The sequence below is a fragment of the Sphingomonas endolithica genome (assembly GCF_025231525.1).
In the GTDB taxonomy this organism is placed as follows: Bacteria; Pseudomonadota; Alphaproteobacteria; order Sphingomonadales; family Sphingomonadaceae; genus Sphingomonas; species Sphingomonas endolithica.
In genome coordinates this window covers 408,719-426,545 of record NZ_CP103057.1, presented here as the reverse complement: position 1 = coordinate 426,545, position 17,827 = coordinate 408,719, and the positions used below count along the sequence as shown (strand labels likewise).

At 65.8% G+C, this 17,827-nt stretch carries 16 protein-coding genes and 1 tRNA gene; 5 read left to right on the top strand and 12 right to left on the bottom strand.

Annotation, left to right across the window (positions count from 1 at the left end):
- Positions 1-21: 21 nt before the first annotated feature.
- The 4 genes from NV382_RS02200 to hemB are packed head-to-tail and all read right to left on the bottom strand — an operon-like array spanning position 22 to position 4,290.
- The gene (locus NV382_RS02200; RefSeq protein ID WP_260598917.1) at positions 22-2,241 is read right to left on the bottom strand and encodes a fused MFS/spermidine synthase; all 2,220 of its coding nucleotides are present in this window, start codon (positions 2,239-2,241) and stop codon (positions 22-24) included.
- Positions 2,238-2,774, bottom strand: a complete 537-nt coding sequence (locus NV382_RS02195) for a GNAT family N-acetyltransferase (protein ID WP_260598916.1) — start codon at positions 2,772-2,774, stop codon at positions 2,238-2,240. The genes NV382_RS02200 and NV382_RS02195 overlap by 4 nt, the downstream gene beginning before the upstream one ends.
- Positions 2,771-3,301 (bottom strand): GNAT family N-acetyltransferase, encoded by a 531-nt coding sequence (locus NV382_RS02190; protein WP_260598915.1) that lies wholly within the window; start codon positions 3,299-3,301, stop codon positions 2,771-2,773. Before NV382_RS02190 ends, NV382_RS02195 begins: the two co-directional genes overlap by 4 nt.
- Positions 3,298-4,290 carry a porphobilinogen synthase gene (gene hemB, locus NV382_RS02185; RefSeq protein WP_260598914.1) on the bottom strand — a complete coding sequence of 331 codons (993 nt, stop codon included), beginning with the start codon at positions 4,288-4,290 and terminating at the stop codon, positions 3,298-3,300. Before hemB ends, NV382_RS02190 begins: the two co-directional genes overlap by 4 nt.
- 76 nt (positions 4,291-4,366) lie before the next feature.
- Between hemB and NV382_RS02180 the strand changes: the two genes are divergently transcribed.
- Positions 4,367-5,260, top strand: coding sequence for a diacylglycerol/lipid kinase family protein (locus NV382_RS02180; protein WP_260598913.1), 894 nt, complete (start codon positions 4,367-4,369; stop codon positions 5,258-5,260).
- 128 nt (positions 5,261-5,388) lie between these two features.
- On the opposite strand, the gene NV382_RS02175 is transcribed toward NV382_RS02180, so the two are convergent.
- The 6 genes from NV382_RS02175 to NV382_RS02150 all read right to left on the bottom strand — a co-directional run bounded on the left by NV382_RS02175 (position 5,389) and on the right by NV382_RS02150 (position 14,768).
- Complete coding sequence (locus NV382_RS02175; protein ID WP_260598912.1) at positions 5,389-6,846, bottom strand: MATE family efflux transporter; 1,458 nt, start codon at positions 6,844-6,846, stop codon at positions 5,389-5,391.
- Positions 6,847-6,969: 123 nt separating this feature from the next.
- On the bottom strand, positions 6,970-9,660 hold the full coding sequence (locus NV382_RS02170) for a valine--tRNA ligase (RefSeq protein ID WP_260598911.1): 2,691 nt from the start codon (positions 9,658-9,660) through the stop codon (positions 6,970-6,972).
- A 130-nt stretch (positions 9,661-9,790) separates the two neighbouring features.
- Entirely contained in the window at positions 9,791-11,836 is a 2,046-nt protein-coding gene (locus NV382_RS02165) for an alpha/beta hydrolase family protein (RefSeq protein ID WP_260598910.1), read from the bottom strand.
- A 168-nt stretch (positions 11,837-12,004) separates the two neighbouring features.
- On the bottom strand, positions 12,005-12,529 hold the full coding sequence (locus NV382_RS02160) for a DUF2497 domain-containing protein (RefSeq protein WP_260598909.1): 525 nt from the start codon (positions 12,527-12,529) through the stop codon (positions 12,005-12,007).
- A gap of 55 nt (positions 12,530-12,584) precedes the next feature.
- Positions 12,585-14,093 (bottom strand): TolC family outer membrane protein, encoded by a 1,509-nt coding sequence (locus NV382_RS02155; RefSeq protein WP_260598908.1) that lies wholly within the window; start codon positions 14,091-14,093, stop codon positions 12,585-12,587.
- A 9-nt stretch (positions 14,094-14,102) separates the two neighbouring features.
- Positions 14,103-14,768, bottom strand: coding sequence for a protein-L-isoaspartate O-methyltransferase family protein (locus tag NV382_RS02150; RefSeq protein ID WP_260600277.1), 666 nt, complete (start codon positions 14,766-14,768; stop codon positions 14,103-14,105).
- A gap of 167 nt (positions 14,769-14,935) precedes the next feature.
- On the opposite strand from NV382_RS02150, the gene NV382_RS02145 reads away from it, so the two are divergent.
- Both NV382_RS02145 and NV382_RS02140 read left to right on the top strand, forming a co-directional pair.
- A tRNA-Cys gene (locus NV382_RS02145) sits at positions 14,936-15,009 on the top strand.
- A gap of 68 nt (positions 15,010-15,077) precedes the next feature.
- Positions 15,078-15,821 carry a hypothetical protein gene (locus NV382_RS02140; protein ID WP_260598907.1) on the top strand — a complete coding sequence of 248 codons (744 nt, stop codon included), beginning with the start codon at positions 15,078-15,080 and terminating at the stop codon, positions 15,819-15,821.
- A gap of 3 nt (positions 15,822-15,824) precedes the next feature.
- Here the strand turns inward: NV382_RS02140 and NV382_RS02135 are convergent, their stop codons facing one another.
- The gene (locus tag NV382_RS02135; RefSeq protein WP_260598906.1) at positions 15,825-16,238 is read right to left on the bottom strand and encodes a (deoxy)nucleoside triphosphate pyrophosphohydrolase; all 414 of its coding nucleotides are present in this window, start codon (positions 16,236-16,238) and stop codon (positions 15,825-15,827) included.
- A gap of 56 nt (positions 16,239-16,294) precedes the next feature.
- Here NV382_RS02135 and NV382_RS02130 point away from each other — a divergent pair, with 56 nt between their 5' ends.
- The gene (locus NV382_RS02130; RefSeq protein ID WP_260598905.1) at positions 16,295-16,480 is read left to right on the top strand and encodes a Flp family type IVb pilin; all 186 of its coding nucleotides are present in this window, start codon (positions 16,295-16,297) and stop codon (positions 16,478-16,480) included.
- A 112-nt stretch (positions 16,481-16,592) separates the two neighbouring features.
- Positions 16,593-16,769: a Flp family type IVb pilin gene (locus tag NV382_RS02125; RefSeq protein ID WP_260598904.1), complete on the top strand. Its 177-nt coding sequence runs from the start codon at positions 16,593-16,595 to the stop codon at positions 16,767-16,769.
- A 98-nt stretch (positions 16,770-16,867) separates the two neighbouring features.
- Here the strand turns inward: NV382_RS02125 and NV382_RS02120 are convergent, their stop codons facing one another.
- On the bottom strand, positions 16,868-17,815 hold the full coding sequence (locus tag NV382_RS02120; RefSeq protein ID WP_260598903.1) for an acetyl-CoA carboxylase carboxyltransferase subunit alpha: 948 nt from the start codon (positions 17,813-17,815) through the stop codon (positions 16,868-16,870).
- Positions 17,816-17,827: the final 12 nt, after the last annotated feature.

Here is a 17,827-nt window from a genome sequence, read left to right as displayed (position 1 = left end):
TCCCGATCAAATGGATCTCCTCTACTGGAACGCCTTCATCAGCGGCAGGATGGTAGAATAATCGTCGCTCCACGGCGTGAAATGCGGATAGCGCGGCACCGGCTCCCAATGCGCGCTGCGGCGTCTCAGCACTGCGATCGTCTCCGGGTCGCGCGACAGCGCCAGCCACACCGACGCCGTCTCCGCCAGAGCCCTCCCGCCCGCGTCGGGAATGTAGACCAGCTTGGCCGCGCTCCACCCGCCTGCGACCGCGGCGGACGACACCACCGGTTCGAGATCGAGGAACCGGTTCGAGATGTGAACCAGCAACACACCGCGCGGCGCGAGCACGCGGGCATAGGTGGCGAACGCCTCCTGGGTCATGAGGTGCATCGGCACCGAATCCGACGAAAAGGCATCCAGCGTCAGCAGATCGAGCGATGCCGCGCGCGTCGCCTGCAGGTTGAGCCGTGCGTCGCCGATCACGATCCTGGGATCGGGCAGGCAGTGCTTGAGGAAGGTGAACTGACCGGTATCACGCGCGATCCGCACCATGGCCGGATCGATTTCGTAGAAGCGCCAATACTGGTCCGGCCGCGCATAGCAGGCAAGCGTACCCGAGCCGAGCCCGACCACCCCGACCCGGGCGGTCGGCCCGTATAGTTCGGGCAGTGCGAGCATCGCCTGCCCCACGCCTGAACCGTGCACGTAATACGTCGTCGGCGTACGCTCGCGCGCCTCGCTGCCGATTAGCTGCGTCCCATGAACCGTTGTGCCGTGCGCAAGTTGCCGCACCTTGCGGTCGCTATTGACGGTATAGACGCCGAAATAGCTGCGCACGCGTGCATCGGGCTGGAACGAGATCTGGAGCGAGCGATACCCGCCGAACAGCATCAGCGCCCCCGCCAGCACGACCACGAACGCGGCGCGCTGGCCCATCACCAGCAGCCCGGCCACGACGATCGCCAGGAACACGAAACCGGGCGCCGGCATGGCATCCTCGCTCGACACTGCGGCGCGATGCATCACGAACGCCAGAAGCAGTGCCATGACGAGCGCGATGACCAATGTCATGATCCGCTGGCGCTGTGCGGTTCCGGCCCACAAGCGTCGGATGGGATCGATCAGGAAGCCCTGGGGCACCAGCGCGCCGGATGCCAGGATCAGCAGGGGATATTCATAGGTCCAGTCGAACACCAAAGGGGAGACCAGGGCGGCGAAAACGCCACCCAGCGCACCGCCAACCGACATGGCGAGGTAGAAACCGGTCAGTCGGTCAGCCGCCGGCCGCAGCCGGTACATCGCGGTGTGCAGCGCGACCGAGGCCATGAACAACAGGACCAGGGCCAAGCCGGCATTCTGATACGGCTTCTCCTGGTATCCGCCGATCATCACGCCGCCGAACAGCAGGATCGTCACCGGCGCGATGCGCGTCAGGATGTCGGCCAGGGCGCGATTGGCGGCAAAGGCGACAGTGAAGCTGAGCAGGTAGAGGCCGAGTGGCATCACCCATAGCAGCGGCATCGCGACGATATCCGTGGTGATATAGGTCGAGGTGGCCAGCATCAGCCCCGAGGGCACGAAGGCCAGCGCGATCCACAACAGCACGCGCGACCGCGGCGGCGCCTCGCTGGACCGGGCCGTGGGGGCCTCCGCGGCCGCTTGCTTGGGCACCATGAACACGCAGACCGCCACCAGCATCACGACCAGCACATAGCCACCGCTCCACAGCAGCCGCTGGCCGTCGAGCGCCAAGCTGGGCTCGACCAACAGCGGATAGGCAATCAGCCCGCCGAAACTGCCGAGATTGGACGCGGCGTATAAGGCGTACGGATCGCTGCCATCGCTCGAGACGCTAAACCAGCGCTGCAGCAACGGCGCCTGGGCCGAGATGGCGAAGAATAATGGCCCGATCGATGCGGCGAGCAGCCACGGCACCCACACGGCCGGCTGCGCATCGACCGGCAGCTGCATCTGGAGCAACCCGAGCGGCAGCCAGTACATTGCCAGCACGAGCACGGCGAGATGGACATAGCCCTGGGTGCGGGGCGCGAGACGCCCCAGCCAGTGGGCGTATGCGTAGCCGCCGAGCAGCAAGGCCTGGTAGACGAGCATCGCCGAGTTCCACACCGCCGGCGCGCCGCCGAGACGGGGCAGCGCCATGCGCGCGACCATCGGCTGGACGAGGAACAGCAGGAACGATCCCGCCAGGATCGCGGCGACGAACGGGGCGCGGCTGGTGCCACGCTTGGTTTCGATCATAAAAAGGGCCGATCGATTTGATAGAGGATGTGGCGCCGCAGCGGATGGCCGGCAGCAAGGGCTGGATGATCGAAGTCGCCGTCGACAAGCCGTGTCATGCCGAGTTTCTCCATCAATCCCCGGCTGCCCGTATTGTCGGGCACGGTCATCGCGAAGACGCTAGGCCAGTCGGTGGTCGTCCAGGCCCAGTCGAGGCAGGCTGCAGCGCCCTCGTGCGCATAGCCGCGGCGCTGATGGCCGGGTGCGATCCCCCAGCCGATCTCAGGCAATCCTGCGATCGGCGTACCCGCCGGGCCGGGCTTGATCCCGCAATAGCCGACGAACGCCCCGCTCGTGCGATGCTCGATGACCCAGAAACAGGCACCGAACGTCCCCAGATACGCATTCTGTCGCGCGGCCGCCGCTTCGGCATCCGCCAGTGACATGGCCGGGCCGAGAAAGCGCATGAAGGCGGGGTCGCTACCCATCGCATGATAGGATGGCACATCGTCGTCGCGCCAGGCGCGCAGGGTAAGCCGGCCGGTCTCGATCATGCCGGGCGCGTGATCTCGTAGGTGACCGTGGCGCGGAGCGGATCGCCGATCGCGAACATGGGATGGTCGAAGTCGCCGTCCGCCACGCGGATCATGCCAAGGCGGTGCATCACCCGCTGGCTGGCGAGGTTACGCGCTGCGGTAATGGCGATGATGCGGTTCTCCGTCAGGTGCGCCCAACCCCAGTCCAGGCTCGCCTGCGCTGCCTCGGTCGCACAGCCATGGCCCCAGGATTGCCGTGCGAACACCCAGCCGATCTCCAGCTGCCCCTCGATCGGCGATCCCGGATTGCCGCGCTTGAGGCCGCAAAAGCCGAGCATCGCATCATCCTCTTTCCGCTCAACCACCGAGAATCCAAGTCCTTGGGGCCGGACCGCATCGTGGCGTGCCAGGATCGCCTCGGCCCCGGCCGCGTCGCATACCGGTGCCAAATTCTCCATCACACGGGGATCGCCCCACATCGCATACAGCGCAGGCCGGTCCGCCGGCGTCGGCGCGCGCAGGATCAGGCGCGCCGTCTCGATCACCGCCCGAGCAAGCGCGCGGCATGCGCCGCATGATAGGTCAGCACGCCCGAACAACCCGCGCGCTTGAAGGCCATCAGCGTTTCCAACACGACCGCGTCGCGCTCCGCCGCGCCTGCCGCCACAGCCGCCTCGATCATCGCATATTCACCCGACACCTGGTATGCGAACACCGGTACCTTGAATTCGCTCTTCACCCGCAAGATGATGTCGAGATAGGGCAACCCCGGCTTGACCATCACGCTGTCCGCGCCTTCCGCCAGGTCGAGTGCGACCTCGCGCAACGCTTCCTCGGCATTGGCAGAGTCCATCTGATAGGTCTTCTTGTCGCCCTTGAGCAGACCGCGCGAGCCGACCGCGTCGCGGAACGGGCCGTAAAAGCCACTGGCGTACTTGGCGGCATAGGACATGATCTGCACATTGATGTGGCCCGCACCTTCCAGCGCGTCGCGGATCATGCCGATCCGGCCGTCCATCATGTCCGACGGGGCGATGATATCGGCGCCGGCGGCCGCCTGGTTGAGCGCTTGGCCGACCAGCATCTCGGCCGTCGAATCATTGTGCACATAGCCGGCGTCGTCGAGCAGGCCGTCATGGCCGTGCGCGGTATAGGGATCGAGCGCGACATCGGTCAGCACCCCGACCTCGGGCACCGCATCCTTGAGCGCGCGGATCGCACGGCACATCAAATTGTCGGGGTTGAGCGCCTCGTCGCCGCGATCGGTGCGCAGCTGCGGTGGCGTGTTGGGGAACAGCGCGATGCACGCAATACCCAGATCACGCGCTTCCTTCGCCCGCGCCACGATGTGATCGACCGACCAGCGCGACACGCCCGGCAACGAGGCGATCGGCTCCTCCACTCCCTGCCCTTCGGAAATGAACAGCGGCCAGATCAGGTCGGCCGGCGTCAGGACGGTCTCGGCGTGCAGCCGGCGGCTCCAGGTGGAAGCGCGCGAGCGGCGCAGGCGTAAAGCGGGGTAAGCAGCGGTCATGCCGGGCTTTTGCGCGCGCGCTGCAAAACGCGCAAGCGTTACGCCCCCGAAACCGAACCTTGGGCGTTACCACCGCATGACATCCGCTCCTGCTACCATCCGTTCCGCCGCCATGATCGTCAACACCAAGTCTCGCAAAGGCCAGGCGCAGTTCGCCGCGGCATGCAAGGCGATGGATGCGCTCCCCTACCCGGTCGATGCCCGCGCCGTGCCCGACCCGGACAAGTTGGAAGACGTCGTGCGCGACGTATTGTCGCAAAAGCCCGATCTGGTCATCCTTGGCGGCGGCGACGGCACGGTCAGCGGCCTGGTCGACCTGCTGGTCGGCCAGAACGTGATCCTGGGCGTGTTGCCGCTAGGCACCGCCAACAGCTTCGCGCGCACGCTGGGCATTCCGCTCGACATCCCGGGCGCGGTCGAGGTGCTGAAGTCCGGCGCGCCGAAACGCATCGACCTCGGCATGATCGACGACGATTACTTTGCCAACGCCGCGGCGCTCGGCCTGTCGCCGCAAATCGCCAAGACGATCCCGCACAACCTGAAGAAGGTGCTCGGCAAGGTCGGCTATCTCGGCTGGGCTACATGGCAATTCGCCAGCTTCAAGCCTTTCACGCTGATCGTCGGCGAAGGCGCCAGTGCCGAGCGGCTGCGCGTCGTCGAAGTGCGGATATCCAACGGACCGTTCCACGGCGGCACCGAGATGGTGGATGCAGCCGCGGTCGATTCGGGGGAGATCGTCGTTCAGGCGGTCTGCGGCCACGTGAAAAGGCGTCTCGTGAAGAACTGGGCGGCGAGCTTCTTCCGGCTCGAAGCACGTCATGAGGATACCCGCGATTTCAAGGGCAAGAGCCTGCGCATCGCCACCGAGCCGCCGATGCCGATCTCGATTGACGGCGAGGTGCTGGCAATCACGCCGATCACCGCCAAGGTCGCCGCGGGCGTGATCGAGGTGATGGCGCCGGCTTCGTAGCCCCCATTCCGTCATCTCGGACTTGATCCGGGATCCAGCGTGCAGGCCAAGCGACGCTCGCCCCTCTTGCCCCTTCCCCAGCGGCTTGATGGATCCCGGATCAAGTCCGGGATGACGAGTTGGTAAGGTCAGCCCGTGGGCTGCAGCCGGCCCGCCGGCTCGCCCACGGCATGCGCATTTTCCTCGCCGTCACCATCGTCGGGCGGCACGATCAACGTCTCGCGCCGCCAGCTCCCACGCCGGTAGAACCATATCGCGCACACCAAAGATACGGCCGAGCCGATCGGGAACGCCCACCACAAGGCATCCGCCCCCATTGCCGGACGCGCCAGTAGCGCGAAGCCGATCCGCACCGGGTACAAAGCGATCGCCAGGATGATCAGCGGTGCCAGCGTCGATCCATTGGCGCGCACGGTCGAGAACAACACCATCGTCGCGCCGAACATCACGAAGGTCCAGCTGGCGATCAGCTGGATATGCCGTGCGATCGGGATCGCCGCGCTGTCCGCGCCGACGAACAAGGCCATTACCGGACGGTCGAACAGGATGATCGCGGCGATCACCACCAGGGTGATGATCGTATTGTAGAGGATGCCCGAGCGCGTGATCGAATCCACCCGCTCCCATTTGCCTGCACCGATATTCTGCGCCGCCATGCTCGAGACGGCGACGCCGATCGCCATCGCCGGCATCTGGATATAGGTCCATAATTGCTGCGACACGGCATAGGCCGCGGCGGTATCCACGCCCAGTCGGTTGACCAGCCCGACCATCGTCAGCCCGGCGGTCGACATGACCAGCATCTGCGCGCCCATCGGCAGACCCTTGCTGACGATCGTCCGCACCAGCGCGCCCTCGGGCAGCAAATAGCGCAGTTCCGCACCCCTCAGTCGGATCGGCAGGTCGCGGGCATAGACATAGACGATCAACCCGACGGTCGAGATCAGGGCTGCGACCAACGTCGCGGTGGCGGAGCCGGCGATGCCCATCTTGGGGAACGGCCCGATGCCGTCGATCAACAATGGGTTGAGGCTCGAATCGATGATGACGCTCAGCACCATGAACCAGAGCGGCGTCACCGAATCACCCGTGCCGCGCAGCCCCATCTGGATCAGTACGCCCAGCATCGACAGCGGCAGGCCGAGGAAGATCACGCGCAGATAGGCCAGCGCCAGCGGCTGCGCCTCGGGCGGCGTGGCCAGTAGATGCAGGATTTGGGGCGCGAACAGCCAGCCGAGCACAGTAATGACGAGCGCGCCGCCGACCACCAGCCCAATCGCCGAGCCGAACGCCCGCCTGGCGCCCTCGATATCGCCGCGCCCAACCGACTGGCCGACCAGGATCGTCGCCGCCATGCCGAAGCCGAATACGGCCGAGAACATCAGGAACATGATGATGTTGGCGTTCGACGTCGCCGCCAGCGCGCCCTCGCCGAGAAAGCGCCCGACCCAGATCGAATTGATCGAGCCGTTGAGCGACTGCAGGATGTTGGAGGCGAGCGTCGGCAGCGCGAAGGCAAGCAAGGTCGCGCCGATCGGACCGACGGTGAGGTCGCGCTGGCGCTTGGAGGTAGGAGCCGTTGCCATCTTACCGCGTCGCTCCATCCCGAACCGTCACCCCAGCGGAAGCTGGGGTATCAATGAGGCACGCGCCCCGCTCACCCCACGAAGATCCCAGCTTCCGCTGGGATGACGGCATTGAAAACAGGCTCAACCCAGCCGCGCCAGCGCCGCGCCGAGCCGCTCCGCTTCCGCTGCCTTGTCGGCATGGTCGGCCTTGGCCTTCTCCACCGCTTCCGGCTTGGCCCGCTCGACGAAGCTGGCATTGCCCAGCCGCCCAGCCAGCGTGTCGCGCTCCTTCTCGACCGCCGCGATCGCCTTGGTCAGCCGCGCCTTCTCCGCGTCGAGATCGATCACGCCATCCAGCGGAATGATGAACGTCGCTTCCTCGGCGACGACCTGGATCCCGCCCTGCCCGGCAAAATCGCCTTCCGCCAGATCGACCCGCGCGAGCCGCGACAGCACCGCCGCGTTGCGCGCGAGGCGCCCCTGCGTCAGATCGCCGGCGCCGCGGACATGCATCGGCAGCTTCGCCCCCGGCGACACGTTGAGCTCGACGCGCGCCGCCCGGATGTCACTGACCAGCGAGATCAGCCAGTCCACTTCCTGCGCCGCCGCCGGATCGATCGCGCGCGCATCCGCCATCGGCCACTTGGACACGATCAGGTCCGTCTCGCGCGGGCCCATCTTGGACCACAATTCCTCGGTGATGAACGGCATGAACGGGTGCAGCAGCACGAGCAGCTGAACGAGCACCCAGCCCGCCACCGCACGTGTCTCGTTCGCCTCGGGTCCGGTCGCCGGCGCGTCCATCTGGCCCAGCACCGGCTTGATCAGCTCGATATACCAGTCGCAAAAACGGCTCCAGCCAAACTGGTAGATCGCATTGGCCGCGCCGTCGAAGCGGTAATCGGCCAGCGCCAGATCGACCGCCTGCACCGTCTGTATCGTCTCGGCGATGATCCAGCGATTGACGGCAAGCTCGGCCTTGGGCGCCTCCAGCGTGGTGCTGGCCCCAATGCCGTTCGACTGGCAGAAGCGCGCGGCGTTCCACAGCTTGGTGGCGAAGTTGCGATAGCCCTCGACGCGCTTCTCATCCATCTTGATGTCGCGGCCCTGGCTCTCCATCGCCGCCATGAAGAAGCGCAACGCATCCGCGCCATACTGGTCGATCAGCCCGAGCGGATCGACCGTATTGCCCTTCGACTTGGACATCTTGGCGCCATCCGCGGCGCGGACCAGGCCGTGCAGGTAGAGCGTGCGGAACGGCACATCCTTCATGAAGTGCATCCCCTGCATCATCATGCGGGCGTCCCAGAAGAACAGGATGTCGAAGCCTGAGATGAGCACGTCATTAGGGTAGCGGCCGTGCAGCGTCGGATTGCTGTCCTCGGGCCAACCCATCGTCGCGAATGGCCAGAGCGCGGAGGAGAACCACGTGTCGAGCACGTCGCTATCCTGCTCGAGCGTCACGTCCGGCCCGGCCTGCGCCTGCGCGTCTGCCTCGCTCAACGCGACGTAGATCTGGCCATCGTCACCAAACCAGGCCGGGATCCGGTGACCCCACCAGAGCTGGCGCGAGACGCACCACGGCTGGATATTCTCCATCCAGTTGAAGAACGTCTTCTCCCACGTCTTCGGGACGATCCGAATCGCGCCCGAGCGCACCGCCTCGATCGCCGGCTGCGCCAGCGTCTTGGCGTCGACATACCATTGGTCGGTCAGCCACGGCTCGATCACCACGCCGGAGCGATCGCCATAGGGCGTCTGGATCGTGCGCGGCTCGGCGTCGTGCTCGGCGCCGTCCTTGTCGACATAAGGAACGAGGAAGCCCTCTTCCTTCAGCCGCGCGACCACCGCCTTGCGCGCGTCCGCGGTCGATAGGCCGAGCAGCTCGGCCGGGATCAGCCCGTCCGACACCTGCGTCACGCTCGCCTTGGCATCGAGCATGTTGAGCATCTCGCCCGCCTTGAGCCCCGCGCGCTTGCCGACTTCGAAATCGTTGAAGTCATGCCCTGGCGTAATCTTCACCGCACCCGAACCCAATGCCGGATCGGCATGCTCGTCCGCCACGATCGGGATCAGCCGGCCGGTGATCGGCAGCTTGACCTTCTTGCCGACCAACGCCGTGTAGCGGGCATCCGTCGGGTGCACCGCCACCGCCATATCGGCGAGCATCGTCTCGGGGCGCGTCGTCGCCACCTCGATAAAGCCCGATCCGTCTTCCAGCGGATAACGCAGCTTCCAGAAGCTGCCCTTGATCTCGCGTGTCTCGACTTCGAGGTCGCTGATCGCGGTACCGAGGCCTGGATCCCAATTCACCAGCCTTTTGTCGCGGTACAACAGCCCTTCCTTGTGCAGGTCGACGAACACCTTCAGCACGGCCTTGGAGAAGCCCGCGTCCATTGTGAAGCGCTCGTTCTTCCAGTCCATCGAGCAGCCCAGCCGGCGGAGCTGCTGGGTGATTGTCCCGCCGCTCTCTTCCTTCCACGCCCACACCTTTTCGACGAACTCTTCGCGCGTGAGATCGGTACGCTTCTGGCCCGCCGCGCCCATCTGCCGCTCGACCACCATCTGCGTGGCGATGCCGGCATGATCGGTGCCGACCACCCACAAGGCATCCTTGCCCTTCAGCCGCGCGTGGCGCGCGAGGATGTCCTGCAACGTATTGTCCAGCGCGTGGCCGATATGCAGATTGCCGGTGACGTTGGGCGGCGGATTGACGATGGTCCACGGCTCCGCCCCCGGCCGGTCGGGGCGGAAGCTGCCGCTTTCCTCCCAATGCGCATACCAGCGCGATTCGATTTCGGCGGGGTCGAAGGTCTTGGGGAGCTCGGTCATGCGGGTGGCTTTAGCCAAGGCTCCCACATTCGTCACCCCGGACTTGTTCCGGGGTCCACCGTGCCGCGAATAAACGGCCGAAGATCGTGCGGCGCCGTAGACCCTGGAACAAGTCCGGGGTGACGGAATGCTATTTCGCGGGGGCCTTGGTATACCGATCCATCCACCCGAGCACCTCGCCATACCATTGCCGCGAGTTGTTCGGCTTCAACACCCAGTGGTTCTCATTCGGGTTGACCAGCAACCGTGACGGAATGCCCTTGCGCTGCAAGGCGGTGAATGTCGCTAACCCCTGCGTGTAGGGGATGCGGTAATCCTTCTCGCCGGTGATCACCAGCATCGGCGTCTTCCACCTGTCGACGTAATTCACCGGGTTCCATTTCTCGAACGCCGCCGGATCTTCGTAATAGGCCTTGCCGCCATGTTCCCACTCGTCGAACCACAATTCCTCGGTCTCGTAGGCCATGGCGCGCGCATCGAACACGCCGTCATGCTGGACGATGCACTTGAAGCGATCGGGCCACTGGCCTTCGAACCAGTTCATCATATAGCCGCCATAGGACGCACCCAAGGCGCAGGCATTGTCGGCGTCGAGCCAGCCGAACTTGTCCGTCGCCGCCTTCAGGCCCTTCTGCAGGTCCTCCAGCGGCCAGCCGCCCCAGTTGCCGCTGATCGCATCGGTGAACTTCTGGCCATAGCCGGTGGAGCCATGGAAATCGACGGCGACGAGGCCGTAGCCGGCGCCCGCGAACACCGCCGGGTTCCAGCGATACGACCAGCTGTTGTTGCTCGACCCTTGCGGCCCGCCATGCACCATATAGGCGACCGGGACCTTACCGGTGCCGCCGGCCGGCTTCACCGCATAGCCCCACACGGTATCGTCATCGGCGCCCGTGAAGTTGAAGCGGGTGACCGTCGGCATCTCGATCCCGGCCAGCTTGGCGGCGTTGACGGAGGTCAGGCGCACCGGCTTCTTGCCCGACAGGCGGTAGAAATCGTCCGGCGCGGTCAGGCTGTTCATCGCGAACACCACCCCCTTGGCCGTCGGCACTACGCCCGACACATGCCCGCTTTGGGTCAGCCGCGTCACCTTGCCGCTCGCCGTATCGACGGCGAAGGCGGGTGTTTCCTGCGTATCGTCGGCGGTGACGTAGATCGTCTTGCCGTTCTGGCTCCAGGCGATCGACGCGACCGAGCGATCCCAGTCCTGCGTCAGCGCACGCACCTGCCCGCTGGAGAGATCGCGCACCATCAGCACCTGCCGGTCTGCTTCGAAGCCCGCGCGCGCCATCGCGAAATAGGCCAGGAACCGGCCATCCGGCGACACCGTCGGCAGATTGTCGGTGCCCTTGTTCGTCGCGGTCAGGTTGACGGGTGCCGCCGAGCCATCCGCCGGTACGGCAAAGATATCGAGATTGGTCGACAGCGGCTCGATGCGGCCCGCCTCGCGCAAGGCGAAATACACCGTCTTGCCATCAGCGCTCCAATCGACCTCCTCGGCACCGCCAAACGGCTTGGACGGCGCATCGCCGATCAGCGCACCGCCGATCGCTGTGCCGTCCCCCGGCGCACCATCGGCACCAAGCGGCAGCACGAACAATTGCGAGCGGTCGCCATTGCTCCACGTGTCCCAATGCCGCACGAACAACTGATCGTACGTCCGCCCCTCCCCCGCCAACGGGTCTTTCTTCACCAGAGCCGGCGCCAGGCTGGGCGCGCCTGGCTTTCGGTCGGCCCAGACCAGGATCTTGTCGCCGCCAGGCGCCACCTTGAAGCCGCCGAACCCGCCCTGAAAGCCGGTCAGCTTCCTGGCGTTGCTGCCATCCACGCCGATCGACCAGATCGCATCGTCGCCGCCCTTGTCGGATTGGTAGTAGATCGTGCGACCATCGGCGGACATTTGCGGCGAGGTCTCGTTGGCGTCGGCCTCGGCCGCGAGTTTCTCCGGCTTGGCGCCCTTGCTGGAGAGATCCAGCCGCCACAGATCGAACCTCCCCCTGTTCGCCGCAAGATCCGTCTCGCGCTGCTGCCACACCAGCCAGCGACCATCGCGCGAGGCCACCGGCGACGAGACGCGCGACAACGAAATCACGTCGTCGATGGTGAGTTGGCGGGCAGCGGCTGGAGTGGCGGCGGCAGCGATCGCGAGGACACTCGCGGAGAGGATCGTCTTCATGGATCGGAGGTGTAGAACGGATCGGGCCGAAGGAGCAACGGGCGTCAATTCGCTAACCTGTTCTCCCGCGAAAGCGGGAGTCCAGGGTTCCAAGCGGTGTCGCGGGTGGCTATGAGCCCCCGCGTTCGCGGGGGACCAGGTGTCGTTCGAACGAAGCCGTCGGCGTGGCTATTGCTGCCCGGTAATCCGGGCGATTTCCTGCGCCACCATCTGCTCGACCATGCTCGGTAGATTGGCGTCCATCCAGTCGCGCAGCATCGGTCGGATCATCTCGCGCACCAAGCCCTCCAGCGTATCCGATCCGGACACTTCGGGCTTCACCACCATCCGCGACAAAGCTTCCAGCGGCCCCCGCGTGGCCTGTGTCGCCTGGGGCGACAGGATCGGCTCGACCGATGGTGCAGGCGGCGGGGCGGAGGCTACGGGCGCCGTGGCTTGGGCGGGCGTGTAAGCAGGCGGGGATTGCGGCATTCTGTCCTCCTCGCCACGAAAGGGATCGCTCAGTTCGAGGATCTCGTCATGCCCGAAATCGTCACGCAACTGGTCGATATCGGCGCGCGGCCCCGAGGACATGCGCGCCGGCTTGCGGATGCCGCGCGCCGCGGCGGTCGCTGCATCACCCTCTTCGGCGATGATGCGTTTGATCGAGGACAGGATGTCCTCCATCGAAGGCTCGGCGCTGACATCCCCCATCGACAAACCCTATCAACAATTGCCGCAATCCGGCCGACCGCTCGTCAGCGGCCCGTTAAGGACGTTTGCTTGGCGCGTTTACCGCGTCCCTGTCAACCGGAGTATCCAGAATGGGATCGAGCGGGCGCGTGACTTCCGAACCCTGCGGCTTTGATTCGTTGGTTCGGGTAGCCACCGGCTGCGGGTCGACATCACGCCCACGGTCGGACCAGCGGTTCTTCACACGGTCGTAATTGGTCACCGGATTGTAGAGCGCGCCGCCCTCCAGTCCGAGATCGTCGGCTTCGGCGCGGCCCATCGCCGCTTGCAACGCAAAGCGCGCGACATAGGAATCGCGTCGTGCGGTGACCAAGGTCACTTGCGAGTTGAGCAACTCCTGCTCGGCGTTGAGGATGTCGAGGATCGTGCGATTGCCCACGCTGTTCTCGGCCCGCACGCCTTCCAGCGACAGGCGGTTGGCTGAGACCGCGGTTTCGGCCGATGCGATCACCTGCTCGGACGATTTCCACACCGCATAAGCGGCGCGCGTATTGGCGACCACTGCGCGCTCGGCTTCGGTGACCTGCTCGATCGATTGGCTGCGTCGCGCCTGCGCCTGGCGGATCTGCGCGGCGGGGCGGCCGCCCTGGAACAGCGGCAGCGTCAGCGACAGGCCGGCCGTGCCGGTCGTGCCCGACTGACTGCCGACATCCACGCCACTGCCGGCGCCGAGCGATCCGAGATAGTTGAAGTAACCCGCCCCCAGCACGACCCCGACGCGTGGCGAGCGGCTGGCGCGGGCCACGTTGATGTCGAACGCCGTCGCATCGCGCGACCGTTGCGCCGCGAGCAAGGAGGGATTGTCCTGCAGCGCAACCTCGACCGCCTGGTCGACGCCGGCCGGTGTGCCAGGCACCGGCGGTGGCGTGTCCAGGACGCCCGGTTCATCGCCGACCAGCCTGATATAATTTTCGCGACTGGAGATCAGGCGCGCCTGCGCGGTCTGCAACTGCGCGCGTGCAAGCGCCAGGCGTGCCTGCGACTGGGCAACATCGGTCCGCGTCAGATCGCCGACCTGGAAGCGGTCGTTGCTCGCCTGCAGGTTGACGTCGAGCACGCGCACATTCTGCGTGTTGAGCCCGACGATCGCCTCGTCGCGAATGACGTCCATATAAGCGCCGACCACGGCGGTGAAGAGATCGGATTCGGCACCACGCAGGCCGAAGCGTCCGGCATCGACGCGCGTCTCCGCGGCGCGGATCGAATTGCGTACCGCGCCGCCGGTGAAGATCGGGACCGTCAATTGCGTATCGGCATTCGTGCGCCGATCCGGCGAGTTGATGCTGTTGGTGCCCGGCCCCTGCAGCAGCGCCTCGCTATACCCCCCGGTCAGATTCAGTGCGGGCCGGCCGTCGGCGCGCGCGATCGGCACGTTCTCGTCGATCGCGCGCACGTTCGCGCGTTCGGCGGTGAGCGTGGGATTGGTGTTGTACGCCTTGAGCAACGCATCCTTGAGCGTTTCGGCGCTGACCGGGGCGGCGATCAACAACAAAGCCGATCCGGCAAGCAATTGGGTCCGTCGCATCGGCATCTTTCAGAAGGTGAACGTCTTGACGTGGGCAAAGCCCGGTAGCGGTACGCAATCGATATCGGCAAAGGGCAGCAACGCGAAACCGCCCGCAGACCGGCGCCCCGCCGCCAACCGCGAGATGCCAGCTTCGGCGAGGCCAGCGACCATCCGCCCTTCTGGCTTGAGCTGGGCGATCAGTGCGTCCGGCACCTGTTCGATCGCGCCATCGACGAAGATCAGATCGTACGGCCCGCTTTCGGCGTGGCCAACCTCAAGCGATCCCTCGACGATCTCGACCCGTCGCTCATGCTCCAACGCCGTCCGCGCGAGCGCCGCAAGCGCGGGATCGCTTTCCAGCGCGACCACCGAGGCGACGATCTGCGCCAGCACCGCGGCGGTATAGCCCCCCGCTGCACCCACCACCAGCACGTGATCCGTCGCCAGCAACTGCGCCTCGGTCAGCATCCGGCCGGTGGCGATCGGCAGGTTCTGGTACCGGCCGCGGCCGAGCGGCAACGCCGTGTCGCGGTAGGCCATGTCCCGCGCCGCCTCGGGCAGATATTGCTCGCGCGGCACGCGGGCCATGACCGCCACGACGCGCGCGTCGCTCACCGCATTGGTACGCAGCTGGCTGGCAACCATCGCGTGGCGCATGGCAGCCTGATCGGCAAAATTCTCGGTCGTCATCATCATCGGCCTATCTGTCGCATAACTGTTTTAGTCGTGCAATACACTATTATGTCCGCGCAACATGTATCGCGCCGCCGCCGCCGCGCCAAGCGACCGATACGTCAAAAAACGCGGCAATGGTTGACAGCAAGCCCGTGCCTTGTGCATTGCGCCGCCTCGCTTGGCATGGCCCGATGGCGGAGTGGTGACGTAGAGGACTGCAAATCCTCGCACCCGGGTTCGATTCCCGGTCGGGCCTCCAAGCGATTACTATAGCCAAGTTCACCGGCGCGTTGCGGCGCACAATCGCACCAGCTAGGCGTGCCTCCGATGTCCGCGGCGTCCTTCCAACCATCCTCCCCCCGGCGTCGCGCGACGTCGATCGCTTTGGCCGTTGCTGCGCATCTCATCGTGCTGCTGCTGATGCTGAAGCTCGCGCCGGACCCTGATCGCCCGCGTGATGCGGATCGTCCGCTCTCCACCTTCCAGGTCCTGCCCGAACCGCGCGCGGTGAAGACGCCGTCGCCGGGCGCCGTGGAAAAGGTCAAGCGCCCGAGCGGTGGCGCGCCGCGTCCTGCTCCCAAGACGCCCGATGCCCCAGCCTCGACCGCACCCGTGCCCCCGACCCCGCCCTTCCCGGAACTGATCGGCGGCAAGGAAATGTTCCAGGCAGCCGACGTCTCGAAGATCGCAGCGGGCAAGGGCAGCGCCGCCAGCGGCACCGGTGAGGGCAAGGATAGTGGCGCTGCCTATGGGCCTGGGGAAGGCCCGGGCGGCGAGCGGCTATACAATGCCGAATGGTATCGCGAGCCGACGAGCGCCGAGTTGGCCTTCTACATGCCCCCCGGCACGCGCCAATCCGGCTGGGCGCTGATCGCCTGCCGCACGGTGGAGCGATACCATGTCGAGAATTGTCGGGCGCTCGGCGAATCACCCGTCGGGTCCGGCCTGGCCCGGACGCTGCGACTGGCCTCGTGGCAGTTCCTCGTCCGACCGCCGCGCGTCGGCGGCAAGACGCTGATCGGTGCGTGGGTGCGCATCCGCTTCGATTTCACCGTGAACAAGGCCGACTGAGCCTCACATCAAGGCTTCGATCACCGGGATGAACGGCGCGTCGGCAGGCGGCATCGGCAGCGTCCGCAACGCCGCCGCACTCGTCCAGCGCAGCGCGACCGCATCCAGCGCCACTGGCTCGCCCGACCATTTGCGACATGCATATAACAGAAGCAGCAGGTGCCCCTCGCCATGCGCGGCGCTAGCAAACGTCAGCGGCATCAGGTCCTGGGGCGCGACGACGATGCCCAGTTCCTCCATCAACTCGCGGGACAATGCCGCCTCCGGCGTTTCACCCGGCTCGATCTTGCCCCCGGGGAATTCCCACAGTCCAGCCAGCTGTCGTCCGGGCGGCCGCTGCTGCACCAGAACGCGACGCTCATTGTCGATCAACGCGGCCGCCACGACGGGGAACAGGTGCGTGGGTGCTTTAGACATGCCTTAACCCTTCCACATTACCTCCCCAAAAAGAAGTACCGGGCTTGGGGCACCAGATGATCGCGCGTTTCATGAAAAAGCTGGCGCGCGACCACAGCGGCGGCACAGCGATCGAATACGGGCTGATTGCGGCACTGATTGTGATCGCCATGATCGCGTCGTTAGCAGAGGTCGCCAATACGACCACCACGATGTGGAACGGCGTTAATACGAAAGTCGACCGAGCAGTCACCTACCGCTGAACCTGCCGCATTGCGGCTTAAGCCTTTGTCAACGTTCGGCCGCTACGCCGACCCTGTCGATCCGGTCTTCCGGTTCGGCCGGGTACTGAAGACATAAAACTGGAGACCGGAAATGCAGAAGATTCGTAACTTCATCAAGAACAGCAAGGGCGCGACCGCCATCGAATACGGCTTGATCGCCGCACTGATCGCGGTTGCCGCGATTGCCGCGATGCAGGGCCTGGGCAACCAGCTCAAGGCGACCTTCACGAAGGTCAACACGTCGATGGGCGGTACCGCGCCGTCGTAAGACAAGCGCACGTCGCAAACGATCGGGGCGGCGGAACCAGGTTCCGCCGCCCTTTTGTTGGTGACTGACAGATGCTGCCGATTGTAGTCTGGCCGGCGTTACAACCGACCCATTGTCAAAAACTTCTCGCGCCTCGAGCGGCGCAATTCAGCGGGCACCATGCCGCTCAATTCCGCCAGCGCATCGCCAATCGCACTACCCAGCGTAGCAATCGCCGCCGCCGGGTCGCGGTGCGCCCCGCCCAGCGGCTCCGGCACGATCGTATCGATCACCCCCAGCCCTTTCAGATCCTGCGCGGTCACCTTCATCGCCTCCGCCGCGTCCGCCGCACGATCGGCGGTACGCCACAGGATCGACGCGCACCCCTCGGGCGAGATCACGGAATAGATGGCGTGCTCGAACATCAGCACCCGGTTGCCCGCGGCCAGCGCGATCGCGCCGCCCGATCCGCCCTCGCCCACTACCGCCGCGACCATCGGCACGCCGAGCGCCAGGCATTGTTCGGTCGACCGTGCGATGGCCTCGGCCTGACCGCGCTCCTCGGCCTGAATACCGGGAAAAGCCCCCATCGTATCGACCAGGGTGATGACCGGCAGGGCGAAGCGATCGGCCAGTTGCATCAGCCGTATCGCCTTGCGATAACCTTCCGGCCGACCCATGCCGAAATTGTGCTGCAGCCGGCTGGCGGTGTCGTCGCCCTTCTCATGCCCGATCACCATCACGCGCTGCCCGCGAAAGCGCGCAAGGCCGCCCAGGATCGCTTGGTCATCGCCGAACGCGCGATCACCCGCCAGCATGGTGAAGTCGTCAAACAGCCCGGCGACATAATCCTTGAAATGCGGCCGCTCGCCATGCCGCGCCACCTGCGTCTTCTGCCACGGCGTCAGCCGCGCATAGGTGTCGCGCAACGCCTTGTCGGACTTGGCCTGCAGCCGCCCGACCTCCGCGTCGACGTCCACCGTGCCGTCGGCGGCGGTTTCGCGTAGATCGTCGATCCGCCCCTGCAGATCGGCGATCGGTTTTTCGAAGTCGAGAAAGCTTGCCATAAGCCGCAGGCG

Bases quoted from the DNA above. Each gene is read 5' to 3' on its own strand.
- NV382_RS02175 (WP_260598912.1), bottom strand. From the start codon at position 6,846: ATGGCAACGGCTCCTACCTCCAAGCGCCAGCGCGACCTCACCGTCGGT.
- NV382_RS02170 (WP_260598911.1), bottom strand. From the start codon at position 9,660: ATGACCGAGCTCCCCAAGACCTTCGACCCCGCCGAAATCGAATCGCGC.
- hemB (WP_260598914.1), bottom strand. From the start codon at position 4,290: ATGACCGCTGCTTACCCCGCTTTACGCCTGCGCCGCTCGCGCGCTTCC.
- NV382_RS02150 (WP_260600277.1), bottom strand. From the start codon at position 14,768: ATGATGACGACCGAGAATTTTGCCGATCAGGCTGCCATGCGCCACGCG.
- NV382_RS02140 (WP_260598907.1), top strand. From the start codon at position 15,078: ATGTCCGCGGCGTCCTTCCAACCATCCTCCCCCCGGCGTCGCGCGACG.
- NV382_RS02160 (WP_260598909.1), bottom strand. From the start codon at position 12,529: ATGGGGGATGTCAGCGCCGAGCCTTCGATGGAGGACATCCTGTCCTCG.
- NV382_RS02165 (WP_260598910.1), bottom strand. From the start codon at position 11,836: ATGAAGACGATCCTCTCCGCGAGTGTCCTCGCGATCGCTGCCGCCGCC.
- NV382_RS02155 (WP_260598908.1), bottom strand. From the start codon at position 14,093: ATGCGACGGACCCAATTGCTTGCCGGATCGGCTTTGTTGTTGATCGCC.
- NV382_RS02135 (WP_260598906.1), bottom strand. From the start codon at position 16,238: ATGTCTAAAGCACCCACGCACCTGTTCCCCGTCGTGGCGGCCGCGTTG.
- NV382_RS02130 (WP_260598905.1), top strand. From the start codon at position 16,295: ATGATCGCGCGTTTCATGAAAAAGCTGGCGCGCGACCACAGCGGCGGC.
- NV382_RS02125 (WP_260598904.1), top strand. From the start codon at position 16,593: ATGCAGAAGATTCGTAACTTCATCAAGAACAGCAAGGGCGCGACCGCC.
- NV382_RS02120 (WP_260598903.1), bottom strand. From the start codon at position 17,815: ATGGCAAGCTTTCTCGACTTCGAAAAACCGATCGCCGATCTGCAGGGG.
- NV382_RS02195 (WP_260598916.1), bottom strand. From the start codon at position 2,774: ATGATCGAGACCGGCCGGCTTACCCTGCGCGCCTGGCGCGACGACGAT.
- NV382_RS02180 (WP_260598913.1), top strand. From the start codon at position 4,367: ATGACATCCGCTCCTGCTACCATCCGTTCCGCCGCCATGATCGTCAAC.
- NV382_RS02200 (WP_260598917.1), bottom strand. From the start codon at position 2,241: ATGATCGAAACCAAGCGTGGCACCAGCCGCGCCCCGTTCGTCGCCGCG.